Origin of the sequence: Pseudomonas sp. FP1154, from assembly GCF_030687245.1 — a bacterium.
GTDB classification, from domain to species: domain Bacteria; phylum Pseudomonadota; class Gammaproteobacteria; order Pseudomonadales; family Pseudomonadaceae; genus Aquipseudomonas; species Aquipseudomonas rhizophila.
On record NZ_CP117465.1, the window covers coordinates 3,899,357 to 3,917,290 of the forward strand.

Annotated in this window: 16 protein-coding genes and 1 pseudogene; 6 read left to right on the top strand and 11 right to left on the bottom strand. The window is 60.4% G+C overall.

Annotation, left to right across the window (positions count from 1 at the left end; all coding sequences use genetic code 11):
* Positions 1-24: 24 nt before the first annotated feature.
* On the top strand, positions 25-921 hold the full coding sequence (gene nhaR / locus PSH91_RS17445; RefSeq protein ID WP_076383964.1) for a transcriptional activator NhaR: 897 nt from the start codon (positions 25-27) through the stop codon (positions 919-921).
* Here nhaR and PSH91_RS17450 read toward each other — a convergent pair.
* Complete coding sequence (locus PSH91_RS17450) at positions 918-2,075, bottom strand: MFS transporter (RefSeq protein WP_047228505.1); 1,158 nt, start codon at positions 2,073-2,075, stop codon at positions 918-920. The genes nhaR and PSH91_RS17450 overlap by 4 nt on opposite strands.
* A 283-nt stretch (positions 2,076-2,358) precedes the next feature.
* Here PSH91_RS17450 and sstT point away from each other — a divergent pair, with 283 nt between their 5' ends.
* Entirely contained in the window at positions 2,359-3,591 is a 1,233-nt protein-coding gene (gene sstT, locus PSH91_RS17455; RefSeq protein ID WP_047228506.1) for a serine/threonine transporter SstT, read from the top strand.
* Positions 3,592-3,777: 186 nt separating this feature from the next.
* Here the strand turns inward: sstT and PSH91_RS17460 are convergent, their stop codons facing one another.
* Entirely contained in the window at positions 3,778-4,287 is a 510-nt protein-coding gene (locus PSH91_RS17460; protein ID WP_047228507.1) for a DUF1993 family protein, read from the bottom strand.
* A 130-nt stretch (positions 4,288-4,417) separates the two neighbouring features.
* Here PSH91_RS17460 and PSH91_RS17465 point away from each other — a divergent pair, with 130 nt between their 5' ends.
* Positions 4,418-5,065, top strand: coding sequence for a YceH family protein (locus PSH91_RS17465; protein ID WP_047228508.1), 648 nt, complete (start codon positions 4,418-4,420; stop codon positions 5,063-5,065).
* Here the strand turns inward: PSH91_RS17465 and PSH91_RS17470 are convergent.
* Positions 5,066-5,885: pseudogene (locus PSH91_RS17470) on the bottom strand (shikimate 5-dehydrogenase).
* A gap of 161 nt (positions 5,886-6,046) precedes the next feature.
* On the opposite strand from PSH91_RS17470, the gene PSH91_RS17475 reads away from it, so the two are divergent.
* Positions 6,047-6,397: a hypothetical protein gene (locus PSH91_RS17475; RefSeq protein ID WP_047228510.1), complete on the top strand. Its 351-nt coding sequence runs from the start codon at positions 6,047-6,049 to the stop codon at positions 6,395-6,397.
* 96 nt (positions 6,398-6,493) lie between these two features.
* On the opposite strand, the gene PSH91_RS17480 is transcribed toward PSH91_RS17475, so the two are convergent.
* The 4 genes from PSH91_RS17480 to PSH91_RS17495 form a co-directional block, all read right to left on the bottom strand.
* Entirely contained in the window at positions 6,494-8,014 is a 1,521-nt protein-coding gene (locus tag PSH91_RS17480) for a nucleobase:cation symporter-2 family protein (RefSeq protein ID WP_047228511.1), read from the bottom strand.
* A 140-nt stretch (positions 8,015-8,154) separates the two neighbouring features.
* Entirely contained in the window at positions 8,155-8,973 is an 819-nt protein-coding gene (locus PSH91_RS17485) for an arylamine N-acetyltransferase (RefSeq protein ID WP_047228512.1), read from the bottom strand.
* Positions 8,974-9,083: 110 nt separating this feature from the next.
* Positions 9,084-9,878: an exodeoxyribonuclease III gene (xth, locus tag PSH91_RS17490; RefSeq protein ID WP_047228513.1), complete on the bottom strand. Its 795-nt coding sequence runs from the start codon at positions 9,876-9,878 to the stop codon at positions 9,084-9,086.
* A 107-nt stretch (positions 9,879-9,985) separates the two neighbouring features.
* Entirely contained in the window at positions 9,986-11,557 is a 1,572-nt protein-coding gene (locus PSH91_RS17495; protein ID WP_305466304.1) for a GGDEF domain-containing protein, read from the bottom strand.
* A 300-nt stretch (positions 11,558-11,857) separates the two neighbouring features.
* Between PSH91_RS17495 and chrA the strand changes: the two genes are divergently transcribed.
* Positions 11,858-13,213 carry a chromate efflux transporter gene (gene chrA / locus PSH91_RS17500; RefSeq protein WP_160891330.1) on the top strand — a complete coding sequence of 452 codons (1,356 nt, stop codon included), beginning with the start codon at positions 11,858-11,860 and terminating at the stop codon, positions 13,211-13,213.
* On the opposite strand, the gene arsN2 is transcribed toward chrA, so the two are convergent.
* A complete protein-coding gene (arsN2, locus tag PSH91_RS17505) occupies positions 13,210-13,641 on the bottom strand; it encodes an arsenic resistance N-acetyltransferase ArsN2 (RefSeq protein ID WP_188251337.1) in 432 nt (143 codons plus the stop codon). The genes chrA and arsN2 overlap by 4 nt on opposite strands.
* 192 nt (positions 13,642-13,833) lie before the next feature.
* Between arsN2 and PSH91_RS17510 the strand changes: the two genes are divergently transcribed.
* Positions 13,834-14,985 (top strand): mechanosensitive ion channel family protein, encoded by a 1,152-nt coding sequence (locus PSH91_RS17510; RefSeq protein ID WP_047228517.1) that lies wholly within the window; start codon positions 13,834-13,836, stop codon positions 14,983-14,985.
* 75 nt (positions 14,986-15,060) lie between these two features.
* Here the strand turns inward: PSH91_RS17510 and PSH91_RS17515 are convergent, their stop codons facing one another.
* The 3 genes from PSH91_RS17515 to PSH91_RS17525 all read right to left on the bottom strand — a co-directional run bounded on the left by PSH91_RS17515 (position 15,061) and on the right by PSH91_RS17525 (position 17,809).
* Positions 15,061-15,321 carry a hypothetical protein gene (locus tag PSH91_RS17515; protein ID WP_173406760.1) on the bottom strand — a complete coding sequence of 87 codons (261 nt, stop codon included), beginning with the start codon at positions 15,319-15,321 and terminating at the stop codon, positions 15,061-15,063.
* A gap of 123 nt (positions 15,322-15,444) precedes the next feature.
* Positions 15,445-16,665 (bottom strand): MFS transporter, encoded by a 1,221-nt coding sequence (locus tag PSH91_RS17520; RefSeq protein ID WP_173406759.1) that lies wholly within the window; start codon positions 16,663-16,665, stop codon positions 15,445-15,447.
* A gap of 121 nt (positions 16,666-16,786) precedes the next feature.
* The gene (locus PSH91_RS17525) at positions 16,787-17,809 is read right to left on the bottom strand and encodes an alpha/beta hydrolase (protein ID WP_076386596.1); all 1,023 of its coding nucleotides are present in this window, start codon (positions 17,807-17,809) and stop codon (positions 16,787-16,789) included.
* Between the last annotated feature and the right edge of the window lie 125 nt (positions 17,810-17,934).

Below are 17,934 nucleotides of genomic sequence, written 5' to 3' on the forward strand. Positions count from 1 at the left end.
GATTTTTACGAATCGGTGTGCCTTATGCTCAATTACCGACAGTTGCATTACTTCTGGGTGGTGGCCAAGACCGGCAGCATCGTGCGGGCCTGCGAGCAACTGAACCTGACACCACAAACCATCAGCGGGCAGATTTCGCTGCTTGAGCAAACCTTTAACATCAAGTTGTTTCGCCGCGTCGGGCGACAGTTGGAACTGACCGAGGCTGGCCGCCAGACGCTGCCCTATGCCGAACACATGTTCCAGTTGGGTGGCGAACTGGAGCTTATGCTCCGGGCCCAACCCAATGAGCAGCAGACGCTGTTCCGGGTCGGGGTGGCAGATGTGGTGCCCAAGTCCATCGTCTATCGGCTGCTGGCGCCGACCATGGAGCTGAGTGAGCCGCTGCGCATCACCTGCCGCGAAGACAAACTCGAGCGGCTGTTGGCGGACCTGGCGATCCAGCGCCTGGACCTGGTGATTTCCGACAGCCCGATGCCGACCCACCTGGACATCAAGGGTTATAGCCAGAAGTTGGGAGAGTGCGGGATCAGCTTCTTTGCCACCGCTGCGCTGGCCGAGCGCTATGGGCAGGATTTCCCCCGCAGCCTGAATGACGCCCCGCTGCTGATTCCAGGTGCCGAAACCGTGGTACGCAGCCGCTTGCAACGCTGGTTCGCCGAGCAACAGATCCAGCCACGCATCGTCGGCGAATTCGACGACAGCGCGCTGATGCAGGCCTTCGGGCAATCAGGCAGCGGAATTTTCATCGGTCCGAGCGTGATCGCCGAAGAAGTTCAGCGTCAGTACGGCGTACAGGTGATCGGCCAGACCGATGCGGTCAGCGAGTCGTTCTATGCCATTTCCGTGGAGCGCAAGGTCAGCCATCCGGGCATCGTCGCCATCGCCGAAGGTGCCCGACGCGAGCTGTTCAGCGCTTAGGACTGCGCGCAGGCGGCACGGGGCTTGAAGGTCATCAGCAACAACGCCAGCAGGATCGATATGAGGATGAACCCGGACGCGGCAAAACCAACGCTGCCCAGGCCCAGGGTATCGATGACGCGCCCACCGACCATCGCCCCCAGGCCGATTCCCAGATTGGCCCCGGCGATGTTCAGCGATGCGGCAAAGGCTGGAGCCTCAGGCGCGGCCTTCATCAGTCGTACATGACTGACCAGGAACAGGGCCGCCTGGGTCACTCCCCAGATGCCCATCGCTGCCGCCAGCCCGACGGTCGAATGAATGCTCGGCACCAGCGCCACCATGCCGCCGATCAGGAACAGACAAAACACCATCGAGGCGATCAAAGGGTGTCGGTCCACCGCGCGGCCGCCCAGAGAGTTACCCACCAGCCCCACGGCCCCGAAGCCCATCAGGCACCAGCCCACCAGTGTGCCGTCGAACCCGGCCAGGCGCTCGAGGATATCGGCCAGGTAGGTGTACGCGGTGAACATGCCGCTGAACACCAGGATCGACAGCAGCACATGGCCCTGCATCAACGGGCTGCGCAATATCTTGAGTTGCGAGCGCAAACTGACCTGGTGCTGATGCAGATTGGTTTTGGGCAGGTAGACAAACAGCAGCAAGGCCTTGGCGAACGCAACGAACGCCAGGATGGCAAAGGCGCTGCGCCAGCCGAACGCATCAGAAATCAGCGTGCCTACCGGAATACCGAACACCGTGGCACAGACAATGCCGAACCCGATCCGGGCGATGGCCCGCCCGGCAAACTGCGGCCCGACAATGTCCACTGCCGTTTCGCTGGCCAATGCCCAGAACACCGGTAGCCCCAAGGCTGGGATCAATCGGGCGACGGCCATTACGCCGATATTGGGGGCCAGCGCCGCCAGTGTGTTGGCCAGACCAAACATCACCAACACGCTGATAAACAGCTTGCGCCGCTCAAAGCGGGCGAACCAGGCGGTCAGGAACGGCCCGAATGCCGCCACGGTAAATGCAAACAGCGTGACCAGCAGCCCGGCCTGGGCAATCGTGACTTGCAGGTCGCGGGCAATGGATGGCAACAGGCCGACGATGATGAATTCGGTGGTCAGCACTGTAAAACCAGCCGCCGACAACAGAAAAACAGACAACATGCAGAACTCCAGCAAAACAACGACACCAGCGTCAGCCCAAAAGGGTCGCTGGCAGAGTAGAAAGGGGATTGGCCCAAAGCCTAACAGAATGCGCCCCTCAGACAAACGCGTGTGAACGCCCAAGCGACGGATCGTCACAGGTCCGTCAGGTTTTTCCGCGGGCTGTGATAAAGTCCGCGGCCTGCAAACGCTGTACTTTCTTTTCGGTCCCGCTCACGTGGCCTGCCCGCCTGTTGCCCTGAGGGGTCGACCGTTGCACACAAAAAAAATCAGAGATGCCGTTATGACTGCTTTGTCTCCTTCCGTTCTACACCGCCTCAAACGCACCGGCCTGGTGACGCAAATCGTCATCGGTCTGATCGCCGGCATCATCCTGGCGTGGCTGGCACCGGACCTTGCCAAGTCCACCGCTTTCATCGGTAAGGTCTTTGTGTCAGCGCTCAAGGCCGTGGCACCGATCCTGGTGTTCGTGCTGGTCATGGCGTCGATCGCCAACCACAAGCACGGTCAGGAAACCCATATCCGGCCCATTCTCTTCCTGTACCTGCTCGGCACTTTCGCCGCCGCAGTGGTCGCGGTGGTTGCCAGTACCCTGTTTCCGTCCAGCCTTGTCCTGGTGTCCCATGACGTCGCCGTCACCGCCCCCGGCGGCATCGGCGAAGTACTGCAGAGTTTGATGCTCAGCGTGGTGGACAATCCGGTCAGCGCCCTGATGAATGCCAACTTCATCGGCATTCTGGCCTGGGCCATCGGCATGGGCATTGCCATTCGCCATGCTGGCGAAACCACCCGTACCGTGCTCGGGGATCTGTCCAACGGCGTGACCGTGATCGTGCGCGTGGTCATCTGCTTCGCCCCGCTGGGGATCTTCGGCCTGGTGGCCTCGACCCTGGCAACCTCAGGCTTCAGCGCGTTGCTGGGCTACCTTCACCTGTTGACCGTGCTGATTGGCTGCATGCTGTTCGTGGCGCTGGTGATGAACCCGCTCATCGTGTTCTGGAAGCTGCGTCGCAACCCGTACCCACTGGTCTTTACCTGCCTGCGCGAGAGCGGCATTACCGCGTTCTTCACCCGCAGTTCGGCGGCGAATATCCCAGTGAACCTGGAACTGAGCAAACGCCTGGGCCTGCACGAAGACACCTATTCGGTATCGATCCCGCTGGGCGCGACCATCAACATGGCCGGCGCCGCCATTACCATCACCGTACTGACCCTGGCGGCGGTACATACCCTGGGTATCGTGGTGGACGTGCCGACCGCCGTGCTGCTGAGCGTCGTCGCGGCCATTTGTGCCTGCGGCGCGTCCGGCGTGGCCGGTGGTTCGCTGTTGCTGATTCCCCTGGCATGCAGCCTGTTCGGTATTCCCAGCGACATCGCCATGCAGGTGGTCGCCGTGGGCTTCATTATCGGCGTCCTGCAGGATTCGGCGGAGACTGCGCTCAATTCCTCTACCGATGTGCTGTTCACCGCGGCGGCTTGCTTGGGTGAGGAAGAGAAGCGCGAACGCGTGGCCTGACAGCGGCGCTGGAGGTATGACCGTCATCGCGAGCAGGCTCGCTCCCACAGGGTTTGTGGCAGATACAAATCCAATGTGGGAGCGAGCCTGCTCGCGATAGCGATGGCACAGCCACCGTGTAAACAGACCGCCACAAAAAAGCCCGGGACGGCCCACACCGTCCCGGGCTTTTTCATGCTGGCGGGTTTAGAACGCGCCCATGTAGTCGCGTTTGCCCACTTCCACGCCATTGTGGCGCAGCAGCGCATAGGTGGTGGTGACGTGGAAGAAGAACTGCGGCAGACCATAGGTCAGGAGGTAGTTCTGGCCGGTGAAGCGTTTTTCCTTCGGCGTGCCCGGACGGGTGACGATTTCGATGCCTTCCTTGCCGTCGATCTGCTCGGGGCTGATGCCGTCGATGAACGCCAATACCTTGGTGATCAAGGCTTGCAGTTCGGCAAAGGTGGTTTCGCTGTCGTCATATTTCGGCACTTCAAGCTCGGCCAGACGCGCGGACACGCCTTTGGCGAAGTCCACCGCGATCTGCACCTGGCGTACCAGGGGGAACATGTCAGGGTACAGGCGGGCTTGCAGGAACGCGTTAGGGTCGATGTTTTTCGCAGTGGCGTGGGCTTCAGCCTTGTTCAGGACATCACTCAGGGCGTTGAGCATCTGCTTGAAAACCGGGATGGAAGCGGCGTACAGGGAAATAGTCATGGCGATCTCATGCAGGTGGCAGGAAAGGACAAATCAAACGGGTGCGATTATAGCCACGCCTTGTTGCGCACCTTGTCTTTTATTGCGCAAGGATTAGGCTAGGCGGCTTCCACAGCATAGGGAACGCGCGATGAGTATCGAAGAACAAAGCCCGGCCGAAGAACCGCGGCTCAACAGCACGGAAATCCGCATTCTCGGCGCGCTGGTCGAAAAGCAGGCCACCAACCCCGAGACCTACCCGCTGACGCTCAACGCCCTGGTGCTGGCCTGCAACCAGAAGACCAGCCGTGAGCCGGTCATGAACCTCAATCCGGGCCAGGTCGGCCAGAGCCTGCGTGCGCTGGAAGGTCGCGGCTTTACCAAACTGGTGATGGGCAGCCGCGCCGACCGCTGGGAGCATCGGGTCGACAAGGCCCTGGAGCTGGTGCCGGCCCAAGTGATTCTGATGGGGTTGCTGTTCTTGCGCGGCCCGCAGACAGTCAATGAACTGCTGACCCGTAGCGGGCGGATGCACGATTTCGAAGACACCGAACAGGTGGTGCATCAGCTTGAACGGCTGATCGCCCGTGGCTTGGCGCTGTTGGTGCCGCGCCAGCCCGGCCAGCGGGAAGACCGTTACATGCACGCCATGGGCGACCCGGCGGATATCGAAGCGATCCTCGCCGCCCGCCAGCATCCCGTGGAGCGTGGTGCCGGCAGCGGCGTGTCGCTGGAGCGCATCGAAGAACTCGAAGCGCGGATCGCGGCGTTGGAAGAACGGCTGGCGCGACTGGAGTAATCAGGATCGAGCGAACGCCACGGCCTTCTTGAATTGTTCCGCGCTGGGCCGCACGCCTGTGTACAGGACAAACTGCTCCAGGGCCTGGATCGCAATCACTTCGAGCCCGGTGATGACCCGTTTGCCCTCAGCCTGGGCGCGCACGATCAGCGGCGTTTGCGACGGGATCGCCACCACATCGAACACCGTCTCGGCCGCTGCGATGGTGTTGGGCTCGAACGCCAGTTGATCGGCTTCCGGGCCACCGGTCATGCCGATCGGCGTGACGTTGATCAGCATCTGCGGCCGTCGCTGCCCCAGTTCAGCCTGCCACTCGTAACCCAGGGAGCCGGCCAAGGCTCGCCCGGCGGTTTCGTTGCGGGCCACGATCAAACCGTTTGAGTAACCACCGTCGCGCAAGGCGCTGGCCACGGCCTTGGCCATGCCGCCGCTACCCGCGCAGAGCAAAGGTTGAATCCTTGGGCACCGCATGGGTTTGCAGCAATTGGGCGATCGCGATGTAGTCGGTGTTGTAGGCCTTTAAATGGCCATCGGTGTTGACGATGGTATTGATGGACTGGATCGCGGCGGCGGAAGGATCGAGTTCGTCGACAAGGGCGATGCAGTCTTCCTTGAACGGCATCGACACCCCGCACCCGCGGATGCCCAAGGCGCGGATGCCGCCTACAGCACCGGGCAAGTCCTGGCTGCTGAATGCCTTGTAGTAGAAATTCAGCCCCAGTTGCTCATACAGGTGATTGTGAAAGCGCAGGCCGAAGTTCCCAGGGCGCGCCGATAGTGACATGCACAGTTGAGTGTCTTTGTTGGGGTTGATCTGCATGCGTGACTCCTTGCAGTAAAGAAACCGCTACAGACCTTACACAATATTTACCCAACGGCACGGCAAATTCTGAAAAAATCGCTGTCAGAGCAAGTATCCCCGCGACCCTCATTCGGGTCTGTTGCAGACCACAGGCGCCGGGGCCAAAACGAGGAATCGTTATGAACCGTCAACTCCCCATCATCGCCCTGCTCATGGGGGCACTCGCGGTCACCGGCCAGGCATCCGCCCATGGTCGAGGTGGTTGGGAGGGGCCCGCCGTGTTTGGCGCAATCGTTGGTTCGGCCATCGTCGGCTCAGCGATCATCAACCGTGATCGTCCGGTCTACGTGCAGCAACCGGTGTACGTCCAGCCACAACCGGTTTATGTGCAGCAGCCGCCACCGGTCTACTACCAGCCACAGCCGGTCTACATCGAGCGCCCTGTCTACTATCGTCCGGCGCCGGTGTATTACGGGCCACCACGGGGCTATTACTACGGCCCACCGCGCGGTCATTACGGGCGCTGGTGATCAGTCTCTGAGGCAAAAAGAAAGGCCTGTGATCCTCGATCACAGGCCTTTCCTTATTAAGAGACATAAAGCCGAGCAAGCGCCGTCGTCACGAGGCTAGACGTGCTCGCTGCTTTTCAATCGTACCGGGCCATGCTCTACCGGAGCATGGGCTGCCTCCGACACCACCGGAATCTCGTTACCATCGCAGTCGTGCAGCTTGCCGTCACTGAAGTAGTCGCCTTCACGCAGCGCCGCCAGGTCCTGATAACGCAACACCCGCTCGGTACCGGCGGCGAATACAGACTGTTGATCCGAGTTACCCCGGGTGAAGTGATTGAAGGCCAGGTTCAGCACGATTGCCATGATCGCCGAAGAGCTGATGCCCGAATGGAAGATCGTCGCGAACCAGCTCGGGAAATGATCGTAGAAATTCGGCGCGGCGATGGGAATCATGCCAAAACCGATAGAGGTGGCGACGATGATCAGGTTGACGTTGTTGCGGTAGTCGACTTTTGACAGCGTGCGGATGCCGCTGGCAGCCACGGTGCCGAACAGCACAATACCGGCACCGCCCAACACCGAAGTCGGCACCGCCGCGATCACTCGGCCCATGAACGGCAGCAGCCCGAGTACCACCAGAAATACCCCGCCAGTTGCCACCACGAAACGGCTCTTGATCCCCGTCACCGCCACCAGTCCGACATTCTGGGCAAAGGCGCTCTGGGTGAAAGAGCCAAAGATCGGCGCGATCATGCTCGACAGCATGTCGGCCCGCAAGCCGTTACCCAGCCGCCTGGAGTCGACTTTGGTATCGATGATCTCGCCCACCGCGAGGATATCGGCGGACGTTTCCACCAATGTCACCATGATCACGATGCACATCGACAGAATGGCCGCGACATGAAAAGTCGGCATGCCAAAGTGGAAAGGTGTGGGGAAACCGAACATCGGGCCTTGGCTGACGGATGAAAAGTCCGCCATACCCAGGAATACGGCGATGACCGTGCCAATGACCATTGCCAGCAGAATCGACAGCCGCGAGATCGTCGCGCTGCCCATTTTGCTCAGCAGCAGCACCAGAACCAGGGTGACGGCGGCCAAACCGATATTGGCCATGCTGCCGAAATCGGCGGCATGGCTATTGCCGCCCATTGCCCAGCGAGCAGCTACCGGCATCAAGGTCAGGCCAATGGTGGTGATGACGATGCCAGTGACCAGCGGCGGAAAGAACCGGGTGATTCGCGAGAACACCGGAGTAATCAGCAAGCCGATCAAGGACGCGGCGATCACCGCTCCGAGGATGGCCTGGAACCCCCCTTCTCCGCCGCTGCCGACGATCGCCACCATGGTCGCGACCCCGGAAAACGAAACGCCCTGCACGAGAGGCAACTGACAGCCGAAAAACGGCAGGCCAAGGGTTTGCAACAATGTTGCAAGCCCCCCCGCGAACAATGACGCCGCGATCAACAGGCCGATGTCCGCCGGTGACAAACCGGCGGCCTGACCGATGATCAGTGGCACAGCGACGATGCCACCGTACATGGTCAACACATGTTGCAGGCCGTAAGCCATATTCGCGCCGACGCCAAGGTTTTCGTCCTCGGGCCGTGGGAGTGAAACATGGGGCGTTTTCATGGTTCGGGAGTTCCCTGTTTTTTGTTATGCGCACACTGTATTCAAAACTCAGGACAAATGTCCATAGAGTTGTATACAACTTGTTGCGCACAGCCATCCTCTCCCGCGGATCCTTGCGCCTCCCCTGCTACCCCACTTCGTTACAGAAGCCCAACCACGGCGGGCCGTAAAAGCTCACGTGGCGGTACGCGCAGACCAAACTCGTTTTCCAGCAGGTCGATCAGTTCGTCGGCGTCGGTGATTGTCCGGCGCTCGCTTTGCTCGCCTATCCGGTGCAAGGCATAGCTGTTGCCGTTCAGGGTCTTGCGCAATCCATCGCCAGTGCGAGCCACCATCAACCGGCCCATGAATGGCGACTCGGGGTGGTTGCTGACGTACCAATTGCCGACGGTGTAGTCGATGTCTTCCTGGCGCTGCAGATCGAACAGGTACATCGGCCGCCATTCGTCGGCCACGCAGGCACGCAGCAGATAGCCGTCCGGGTGAGCCTCGATGCGATAGGGTTCGTGGGGAGTGGCCTGGGTGTCACGGCTGTCCAGCAGCAGCGGCGCAGTAGGCACCATGCCGCCGAAGCCGACATCGGTGGTGTAACGCACGCCGTCAAGCGTCACCAGGCTGAGGCGGTGGGTGCGGGCGGGCCAGGCACCCTCGGGGGCATTCATCACCACCCGTCCGGTGATGCCTCGGGCTTCGAAGCCCAGTTCCAACAGCAGCGCCAGGAACAATTGATTGAGCTCATAGCAGTAGCCGCCGCGGCCTTGTTCGAAGACTTTTCGCTCCACTGATTCGAGGTCGATGGGGACGGGTTGGCCCAGCAGCGTCGAAAGGGTTTCAAAGGGGAACTCGGCGGTGTGGCGTCGTTGAAGCAGGCGCAAGGTGTCGAGGGTCGGGGCTGGCGGTGTGTCGAAGCCCAGGCGTTGCAGATAACGGCCCGAATCATTCAGTCGGGTTTGGCTCATGAGGATGTCCTTTCCTGTCCAGTGCAGGGCTTACAAAAAGTCCGCTGCTGGGGTGCAGATATAAGGCATTCGCCTTTGCGAGACAATAACCGACCGCAGACCTCGCTCCCTCACCGACGTTTTCGCGAAGCGAGCCGGATCCAGGTCGGAGCATGGTCGCTGGGATGTGGTTGATTCCTGACCCATGCGTCCACGCCCGCCTCGCTCAGGTAAGGACTGGCCGCCGGGTTGAGCAGCAGGTGATCGATGCGCAGCCCGGAGTTCTTTTGCCAGTGCTGACGGAAATAATCCCAGAAGGTGTATACCCGCTCGTCCGGGTACAGATGGCGCAACGAATCGGTCCAACCCTGGTCGAGCAACCTTTGGTAACACTCGCGGCTTTCGGGTTGCAGCAGGGCATCCTTGAGCCAGGAACGCGGGTTGTAGATGTCCAGGTCGGTGGGCACCACGTTGTAATCACCCGCCAGCACCACCGGATGATCGCTGGCCTGCAGCCCCTGGGCATAAGCGATCAGCCGTTCGAACCAGGCCAGTTTGTAATCGAATTTGGGCCCAGGTTGCGGGTTGCCGTTAGGCAGATAAAGACAACCCACCAGCACGCCATGCACCGCAGCCTCCAGGTAACGACTGTGGCGGTCATCGTCACCACCGGGCAAACCACGGCGGCTCTCCAGCGGTTGCGCATCACGGGCCAGGATCGCAACGCCATTCCAGGACGCCTGGCCGTGCCAGAGCGATCCGTAACCGACCGATTCCAGCTGCGCTGTGGGGAAATCCTTGTCCGCTGCCTTGAGTTCCTGCAAGCAGACAATGTCGGGTTTCTCCCGCTCCAGCCACTCCAGCAGATTGGGCAGTCGGGCCCGGATGCCGTTGATATTGAAGGTCGCTATGCGCAGGTTTTTCATCGGGCCAGGGCTCCAGATCCAGGACACTAGCTGTGACCGACAAGCCACCGTGGTGGTTGCAACGACTTACGATCTCCCGGCCATCGATTTTGATGATTTCTGCGACCTCAACGATCCGAGCGCGCCAGCGTATCAAACCCGTCTTCCATCGATAACGCCGCCACTCGGTTGCGCCCGCTGTGCTTGGCCTGATAAAGCGCCGCGTCGGCCCGCTGGAGGAACACTTCAATGCTGTCCAGACTGCTGGGCACAAACGCGTAGCAGCCCAGGCTCACCGTCAAGTAGCCGGTAGGAGAGCCGGCATGGGTGATGTGTTGGTCGATAACGCTGCGGCGGATCTGCTCGGCCAGGGCCAAGGCCCCTTGCAGGTTGGTATCGGGCAGCAGCACCGCGAACTCCTCGCCGCCATAACGCACGGCAAGGTCAGCCTTGCGATGACAGCAACCCTTGAGCACCTTCGCCATTTCTGCCAGACAATGATCCCCGGCCACGTGGCCGTAGGTGTCGTTGTAACGCTTGAAGAAATCGATATCGAGCATGATCAGGCTCAAGGGGCTACGCTGGCGGGCGCCCCGGCCGAACTCGATGTCCAGGGCCCGCTCGAACAGCCGACGGTTCGCAAGCCCAGTCAGGCTGTCATGGGTGGCAATCAGCTCCAACGCTTCCTGGGCCTTGCGCAGGTCCGCTTCGATCCGTTCGCTGTTGCGCAACTGGCGCACGAATACCCAGCCGAACAGGCAGATACCCAACACCACCAACGCTACGATGAGACTGGATTTGAAGGCTCTGTCGTGCCACCCCGCCAGGATCGCCTGTTCGGACATCGCGGCGGTAACCACCAGCGGATAGGCCTGTAAATGCTGGTGGTCATAGAGCCTGAGGACGCCATCGGCAGCGGAGCGGATGGTCGCGGTACCGGCGCTTTCGCTGTACAACTCATGCTGAAAGACCGGTTCCTCAGCCAGGGATCGACCGATTTTCGCCTCGTCGAAGGGGCGCCGGGCCAGCAAGGTCCCGTCGGACAAGGCCAGGACCATCTCGTCTTGATCAGCGAGGCTGAAGCTTTCGAAGAATCGATCGAAGTACGACATCTTGATCCCGGCCAACAATACGCCCTGGAAATTGCCGTCCTGATCATTCAAGCGCCGCGACACCGGGATGATCCACTCGCCATTTTGTCGACTGCGGATAGCCGGCCCGATATGAGCGATCAGGGCGGTGTTCTGCTGATGGAACGTAAAGTAGTCCCGATCTGCCACCCCTGGGCCCCTCTGCAGTTGTTCAAAGGACGTAATGACCCATTGACCGTGCTTGTCGAACAGGAACAGGCCATGCAATTGCTCCAGTGCTTGCACGCGCCGGGCAAAGGTTTTCTGCAGACGTGGTTGCAGCGCCGGATCGAAACCGTCGCTCTCTATCCAGTCCGCCAGGCTGGTCAGGACCAGGTCTGTCTGCTGGAACGTGTCCTGAGCCTGTTGGGCCATGGCCCGGGTGAGGTTGGCTGAGGCGGTGCGCGCCGACTCCAGATCGTAGCGACGAGACTGTTCCAGTTGCAAAAAAAGCAGGCCACACAGGCACAGGCAGACCGCCGCGATAAACGCCACCGCTGCCTTGAGCAACGGCAGGCGCTTGAGGGCACCGCCGGGGACATGGAACGGATCAAAATGGGGGATAGGCAAGCGAATTCCTGAGGGGGGCAAAGCATGAGCGAAACCCTCAAAGCCCCCAATATTCGTGAGCTTAGCCTACCGCCTGGGGGGGCGGCAATTTGCCGGTGTGGCATAGCCGATGGGTGGCTCAATGGATCCAAAATCCTGCGCATGGCCCTGTCAAATTCACCCGTTCTGGCCGGAAAATCCCCCCCAATGGCGACAATCCCGGAAAGCCGGTTTTTTTCATGAATCGCTTTGCCAGGGCTATCAAAATTGCGTAACGCCCCATAACGTAGGTCGCCTTTGCCATTCAAGCACCGGCCGACCATGAATAAACCCATCCCGACCGTCGACGACCCGTTGTCCAGCCCCTCGGCCATCAGCTTGCGCGAGGCGTTCTGGTTCTGGCTCAAGCTGGGCTTTATCAGTTTCGGTGGGCCGGCAGGACAAATCTCGATCATGCACCAGGAGCTGGTGGAGCGCCGACGCTGGATTTCCGAACGACGCTTTCTGCATGCCCTCAATTACTGCATGCTGCTGCCAGGCCCCGAGGCGCAGCAATTGGCGACGTACCTGGGCTGGCTGATGCACCGCAGCTGGGGCGGGATCATTGCCGGGGCGCTGTTCGTGCTGCCTTCGCTGTTCATTCTCATCACATTGTCCTGGCTGTATGTCGCCTTTGGCGAAGTGCCGGTGGTGGCCGGGATTTTTTATGGCATCAAGCCGGCCGTGACCGCGATCGTCGTGCATGCCGCCCACCGGATAGGTTCGCGCGCGCTCAAGAACAGTTGGCTGTGGGCCATCGCCGCCGGCTCGTTCACCGCGATATTCGCTTTCAATCTCCCCTTCCCGCTGATCGTGCTGGGAGCGGCGGTCATCGGGTACTTCGGCGGCCGCTGGGCACCGGAAAAGTTCAGCCTGGGCGGCCACAACGCCACGCATCAATCCTTTGGCCCGGCATTGATCGACGATGACACCCCGCCCCCGGAGCATGCCCGCTTCAGCGCCTTGCGACTGGCCCGGCTGGCGATCATCGGCGCCCTGCTGTGGGCCTTGCCGATGGGTGTGTTGACCCTGTTGTTCGGCTGGGAAGGCACCCTGACGCAAATGGCCTGGTTCTTCACCAAGGCGGCCTTGCTGACGTTTGGTGGCGCCTATGCGGTTCTGCCCTATGTGTATCAAGGCGCTGTCGGACATTTCGGCTGGCTGACCCCGACACAGATGATCGATGGTCTGGCCCTCGGCGAAACCACTCCCGGCCCGTTGATCATGGTGGTCGCTTTCGTCGGCTTCGTCGGTGGCTACGTGATGCAGGTGTTCGGCCCTGAACAGGCCTTCCTCGCTGGCGCGGTTGCCGCCACGCTGGTGACCTGGTTTACGTTCCTGCCCTCATTCCTGTTCATCCTCGCGGGTGGGCCATTGGTGGAGTCGACGCATAACGAGCTGAAATTCACCGCACCGCTGACGGCGATTACTGCCGCCGTGGTCGGGGTGATCCTCAACCTGGCCTGCTTCTTCGGTTACCACGTGCTTTGGCCCAGCGGTTTTTCCGGTGCGCTGGACTGGCCGTCGGCAATCATCGCGCTCGCCGCCGCCATTGCGCTGTTTCGCTACAAACGCGGCGTCATCCAGGTGCTACTGGGATGCGGACTGACCGGCCTGGCCGTGCATCTACTGCGTTAGATGAGGCATTTGCTCAGGTAGGCCGCCGAGGCCGGGCACAATGATCTGAATTGGGCCGTTTCGCTGATCGACATCGGCGCCAGCGAACGGTCACGCGGCTGATACCCCTGGGCGACAAAGAAGCTAGCAGCACTGGCAGTGAGCAGGTGAAGGCGCTCCACACCTTGGTTTTTCGCAAAGTCTTCCAGAGCGACCAGCATCGCTGCGCCTATGCCGCGCCCCCGCAGCCCCTCAGGGACCACCAGAGAGCGTAACAATCGGTCCGCGCCCTCCCCCTCGATCCCGCCAAACGCTGTCTGAGCGTCTGCTTGCCTGAAGCTGAAAAAACGTCGGCCCTGCTGGTTCAGGTCGTCCACAGGCAGACCCGCCAGGATCAGCGCCTGGCGCAACGGCTCCAACTCCTCATTGCTCAGTTCGGTCATGTGCATGGCATTGCTCTGACAGAGGTTCTGCCCAGGAAACTACGCCGCCAGCACTCTCCTACGCAACTGCTGGCGCAGAACAAAATTGAACGGCCCGTGCTTTGCGCGAACTAACCAGGTTCATGCCCTGCCCAGGTTCTCACACCAAAGTCGGCAAGGGCCAAAACCTGAACAGCAATGGCACAGGTGACCGTTCACATGGACTCAAGCTCTCTTCAGTTCCTTACCGATACCCAATTACTCGGCATCTCCATCGCCAACTGGCTCCTGGCCCTGGGTGTGATGGTGGTGAGTTTTATCATCGTCAGGGCCGGTATCGGCTTGCTGTTGAGAAAAGTGCAGGCCCGGGCACAGAAACCCGATGCGTATGTCAGCCACATCGCCGTCGAGGTCCTGTCCAGCACCAGCAATACGCTGTTGTTACTGGCCTCCATCCTCATTGGCGTCGGCGTCCTGGACCTGCCGGAGCGTTGGCTTGACCGGGTCAGCAGCCTCTGGTTCGTGGTCGCAGCCTTGCAGGTGGGGCTCTGGGCCAACCGGGCAATTGCCCTGGCGTTGCTGCACTATTTCGCCCGCCACAGCCACTCCGACATCCACCAGAAAAGCGCGTTGGCCACCCTGAGCCTGTGGGGCGCGAAGGTGTTTCTCTGGGCCGTGGTGCTCCTGGCGATGCTCTCCAACCTGGGCGTGAACATCACCGCCTTTATCGCCAGCCTCGGGGTCGGTGGTATCGCCGTGGCGCTGGCGGTGCAGAACATCCTCGGTGATCTGTTCGCCTCGCTGTCCATCGCCGTGGACAAACCGTTCGAGGTCGGCGACTTCATTGTCGTGGGTTCCCTGGCCGGCACCGTGGAACATGTCGGCTTGAAAACCACGCGGATCCGTAGCCTGGGTGGCGAGCAGATCGTGATGGCCAATGCCGGAATGATCAGCACCACCATTCAGAACTACAAACGGCTTCAGGAACGACGGATCGTCTTTGAATTCGCCCTGCCCCATGACTGCTCGACAGAACAGCTAAGGCAAGTGCCGGTCATCGTCGAAAACATCATCAAGGCTCAGGAAAAGACCCGCTTCGACCGCTCGCACTTTCGCGGTTTCGGCGAGAGCGCACTGGAATTCGAAACGGTGTACATCGTGCTGGACCCCAGCTACAACGTTTACATGGATGTCCAACAGGCGATCAACCTGGGCATGATGGAAGAATTCGCCAGAATCGGTGTGCGATTTGCGATCCCGGCCCGTACCGTTCATGTCGCCTCGCTACCCGATACGCAGGGGCAAACGTCCAAGGAAAACGCTCACAAGACCTCGCTGGAAGCCGCGCCGGAATATCGCTCGCAGCATTAACCTCCAAGCATTTACCCTGTGGGAGCAAAGCTTGCTCGCGATGAGGGCGCACACGCAAATGGGCGCCCACTCGTATCAAATAAAACTGACAGACCGCGAATTAGCTGGCGGATTGAGCAACGCATTGGCGCCGGTCTCAATCGCCGGCGACCTGTTTTCCACCGGCGGTTTCCCTACGAGAAGGCTCAACGCGTTGTCGATCTCGTCGGCCGCCCCTTGTGCGTACTGTGCGTTTGCCCAGCTCCAATGGTGTTCAAACATCAACCCGCCCACCGCCTGCGCGCACAGTTCATCACTGCAGACCCCCATCTTTCCCGCCGCAGCGATCACGGCCATAAGGGCTTGCTCCAACTGGAAAATTCGCTCGGTAGTCACACTGACCCACTCGATAGGTAACGAGCCCCTAGCCTACCAATATATCAATGTGCCACCAACCGCAGGCGCTCAACGGTCATCTGCTCAAACGGCCTTGGCTTGCGCCCGGGCGCGGATGTCTGGGCAATCCCGAACCGCGGCCCGTGCAGCCAGGATGCCGAGAACGGCTGCACCACCCAGCACAACCGCGCTGGCTTCGAAAGTCGCCTGATAGCCGCTCAGATCGAAAAGGATGCCGCCCACCGTGGCACCCGCCGCAATCGCAAGCTGAATGATCGCGACCATCAATCCACCCCCTGCTTCGGCATCATCTGGCAGCGTTCGCGCCAGCCAGGTCCACCAGCCGACGGGGGCAGCGGTGGCCACTAAACCCCAAAGCCCCAGCAGGATAATCGTGATGGTTGCCGACGCCCCGAACCCCACCAGGGCAAGTGCAATCGCTGCCATCAGCAACGGGATGACGATGAGCGTCCGATACAGGCCATTTTTCAAGAACGCACCGATCACAAAGGTACCGAGCAAACCGGCCACGCCAATCACCAGCAATGCAAACGAAAGCAAAGACACGCTCATCTGCGTCACCGTTTCAAGGAACGGTCGTAGATAGGTGAACAACATGAATTGACCCATGAAGAATGCGCTGGCAGCCAGCATGCCCAAGGCTATGGGGGCTCGCGCCATCAATTTGAACACGTTGGCGCTACCCTGCTTCGTCTGTGCCGGCATGGAGGGCAGGCGTAACAGCAGCCAGACCAAAGCGGTGGCGGCGACAGGCACAATGCAAAAGAACGCGCCACGCCAACCGATTATCTGCCCAAGAAAACTGCCCAGCGGCGCCGCCACCACCGTCGCCAACGCGTTGCCGCCATTGACGATCGCCAGGGCCCGTGGGATCTGGTGATCCGGCACCAGCCGCATGGCCGTGGCGGCTGACAATGACCAAAAGCCGCCAATCGCTACGCCGATCAGTGCGCGTCCGGCCATGAATACCGCGTAATTGGGTGCCAATGAGACCACGGTTCCAGAAATGATCATCAACAGTGTCAGCAGCAGGAGCAAACTTTTACGGTCCACCCTAGCGGCAATCGATGCAATGAACAGGCTGGTGATCAGGGCGAAGGCGCCAGACACGGCGATGCCTTGACCGGCCTGCCCTTCGCTAATGTGAAGATCGGCCGCAATGGGCGTGAGCAGGCTGACCGGCATGAACTCCGATGCAACGAGGGCGAACGCAGCGAGGGACATGGCAAGCACCGCGCTCCACGTGGGGCGGTCTTGGGAGATGGGCAATACGCTATCGGTCATGGGATATGAATCCTGTGTTTCTTGAGCGTCGGGTCCACTGAAGACTCGAGGGGACGAACTGCGGCACCGAAGATCGCTGCCGCAGGACAAGAGGTGCCAAGTGATGGCGTGATTGAGGGAGTTACTTCAGATTGTTGCGAAAGAACCCGGCCAACTTGTCGAACGGGATCAGGTTCACCCGGTCGTAAAGGTCCACATGGTTGGCTCCCGGGATGATGAGCAACTCTTTGGGTTGCGCAGACCGCTTGTAGGCATCTTCACTGTACTCACGCGAGTGCGCCTCGGAGCCGGTGATAAACAGCAAAGGACGCGGCGAGATGCTTTCAATGTCATCGAACGGGTAGAAGTTCATGAACTTGACGTTGCTGGACAGCGTGGGCATGGTCGTGGTCTGCGGCGAAGCGCCGGCGGGAGTGACTTCGCCACGCGGGGTCCGGTAGAAGTCAAAGAACTCATCCGCGATGGCATCGCCCGTCAATTTCAGCGGTGAGCCAGAGGTGTACGCGGTTTTCCCACCGATAAACTCCACATAGCGCTGCTCGGCTGCCGTGGCCAGGAACTGCTTTTTCTGTTCCGCCGTTGTCGAGTTACCCAAGCCTTTGCGGTACAAGTCGCCATGGTTGTACATGCTGACCGTCGCGATGGCCTTCAGGCGCGGGTCGATCTTGGCTGCGCTGATGACGAAAGCGCCGCTGCCGCAGATACCGATGATGCCGATGCGCTCGCGATTGACGAACGGCCGGGTGCCGAGAAAATCCACCGCAGCGCTGTAATCCTCTGCGTACATGTCCGGCAACACTGCATTGCGCGGCGTACCCTCACTCTCCCCCCAGAACGACAAATCCAGGGAGAGCGTAACAAAACCCTGCTCGGCCATTTTGGTCGCGTACAGATTGGAACTCTGCTCCTTCACCGCGCCCATGGGATGACCCACGATGATGGCGGCGCTCTTCGCCTTCGGGTCCAGTCCCTTTGGGACAAACAGATTACCTGCCACCTCCATCCCGTATTGATTCTTGAAGGCGACCTTTTCCACTGTCACCTTGTCACTTTTGTAGAAGTTGTCAGCACCGTTGGACATATCAGCCCCCATGGATGAGCAAGAGACGATAAGCAGACCGAGGGCAAGCAGCATTCTTTTCACTGGATAGTCCTTCTGTTTGAGTGATTCGAGGGGTGTCGCCCGCGTAGGCTCGAACATGCATTGAGTAATGATCTCCTGAGTCAGGTCGGATCAAATTCTCAGCGCCCAACCCGGATTTCAGGTAG